General features: G+C 47.7%; 1 rRNA gene (only partly in view). It reads right to left on the bottom strand.

The annotated features are described in order from the left end of the window. Positions 1–98 precede the first annotated feature (98 nt). Positions 99–2,500 (bottom strand): 23S ribosomal RNA (locus RRF68_RS11620); it runs 483 nt beyond the window's last position.

Here is a 2,500-nt window from a genome sequence, read left to right as displayed (position 1 = left end):
ATCGTTCAGTATATTGCAACTGTATAAGTTAACATATTAGTAAAATCATATCGTAAATTATCAAAAGAGTTTGCGTCCCGACCCGAAGGTCGGGAACTATACATAAGCCTATGGGTTATTAGTAATACTCGGCTATGACATTACTGCCTTTACACCTGTATCCTATCAACGTGGTAATCTTCCACGACCCTTTAAAGAAATCTCATCTTGTGGTGGGTTTCGCGCTTATATGCTTTCAGCGCTTATCCCTTCCCAACGTAGCTACTCTGCAGTGCTCCTGGCGGAACAACAGATACACCAGAGGTTAGTTCAACTCGGTCCTCTCGTACTAAAGTCAAATCCACTCAAATTTCTAACGCCCACAGCAGATAGAGACCGAACTGTCTCACGACGTTCTGAACCCAGCTCGCGTGCCACTTTAATGGGCGAACAGCCCAACCCTTGGGACCTTCTCCAGCCCCAGGATGTGACGAGCCGACATCGAGGTGCCAAACCCCCCCGTCGATGTGAGCTCTTGGGGGAGATCAGCCTGTTATCCCCGGAGTACCTTTTATCCTTTGAGCGATGGCCCTTCCATGCGGAACCACCGGATCACTATGCTCTACTTTCGTACCTGATCGACCTGTATGTCTCTCAGTCAAGCTCCCTTATGCCATTGCACTCTACGCACGGTTACCAAACGTGCTGAGGGAACCTTTAGAAGCCTCCGTTACCCTTTTGGAGGCGACCACCCCAGTCAAACTACCCACCACGCACTGTTCTCATTGCTGAGTTAGACTCTAGATAAGCAAAGGGTGGTATTTCAAGGACAACTCCACAACGCCTAGCGACGCCGCTTCATAGTCTCCCACCTATCCTACACATTACTTATCCAAAACCAATACGAAGCTATAGTAAAGGTTCACGGGGTCTTTTCGTCCCGCTGCGGGTAATCGGCATCTTCACCGATACTACAATTTCACCGAGCTCATGGCTGAGACAGTGTCCAGATCGTTGCACCATTCGTGCAGGTCGGAACTTACCCGACAAGGAATTTCGCTACCTTAGGACCGTTATAGTTACGGCCGCCGTTTACTGGGGCTTCATTTCATTGCTTCGCCAAAGGCTAACAACTCCACTTAACCTTCCAGCACCGGGCAGGTGTCAGGCCTTATACATCATCTTTCAATTTAGCAAAGCCCTGTGTTTTTGATAAACAGTCGCCTGGACCTTTTCACTGCGGCCCATCCGAAGATGGGCGACCCTTCTCCCGAAGTTACGGGTCGATTTTGCCTAGTTCCTTAGCCATGAATCACTCGAGCACCTTAGAATTCTCATCCCAACTACCTGTGTCGGTTTACGGTACGGGTTCTTATAATCTGAAGCTTAGAGGTTTTTCTTGGAAGCTTTTAGGCACACTATCAACGCATCCGAAGATTTGTTGTACTATCACACTTCAGCTAGATCTGCGGATTTACCTACAGTCCTAATACCTACATGTTTCAACGAACTATTCCGTCAGTTCGCGGTGCTTTCAATACTCCGTCACCCCATCGCAATTATAAGAAGTACAGGAATATTAACCTGTTATCCATCGACTACTCCCTTCGGATTCGCCTTAGGACCCGACTAACCCTCAGCTGATTAGCATCGCTGAGGAAACCTTAGTCTTTCGGTGAGGGGGTTTCTCGCCCCCTTTATCGTTACTTATGCCTACATTTTCTTTTCTATCCGCTCCAGCATACCTTACAGTACACCTTCGGCGCAAATAGAATGCTCCCCTACCACTTACGTGTCTTTCAACGTAAATCCATAGCTTCGGTAATATGTTTATGCCCGATTATTATCCATGCAAAACCGCTCGACTAGTGAGCTGTTACGCACTCTTTAAATGAATGGCTGCTTCCAAGCCAACATCCTAGCTGTCTAAGCAGTTTCACCTCGTTAGTTCAACTTAACATATATTTGGGGACCTTAGCTGATGGTCTGGGTTCTTTCCCTCTCGGACATGGACCTTAGCACCCATGCCCTCACTGCTGAGTAACATTTTATAGCATTCGGAGTTTGTCAGGAATTGGTAGGCGGTGAAGCCCCCGCATCCAATCAGTAGCTCTACCTCTATAAAATTTTCGCTCAACGCTGCACCTAAATGCATTTCGGGGAGTACGAGCTATTTCCGAGTTTGATTGGCCTTTCACCCCTACCCACAGGTCATCCAAAGACTTTTCAACGTCAACTGGTTCGGTCCTCCACTGTATGTTACTACAGCTTCAACCTGCCCATGGGTAGATCACTCGGTTTCGCGTCTACTACTACTAACTATGGTCGCCCTATTCAGACTCGCTTTCGCTTCGGCTCCGGACCTTAAATCCTTAACCTTGCTAGTAACAGTAACTCGTAGGCTCATTATGCAAAAGGCACGCCGTCACACAGTAAATGTGCTCCGACCGCTTGTAGGCGTACGGTTTCAGGTTCTATTTCACTCCCTTACTTAGGGTTCTTTTCACCTTTCCCTCACGGT

Source organism: Tenacibaculum sp. HL-MS23 (assembly GCF_032463465.1).
Lineage (GTDB): Bacteria > Bacteroidota > Bacteroidia > Flavobacteriales > Flavobacteriaceae > Polaribacter > Polaribacter bernardetii.
The sequence above is the reverse complement of the archived record's forward strand: the minus strand, read 5'-3'. Positions and strand labels throughout refer to the sequence as shown.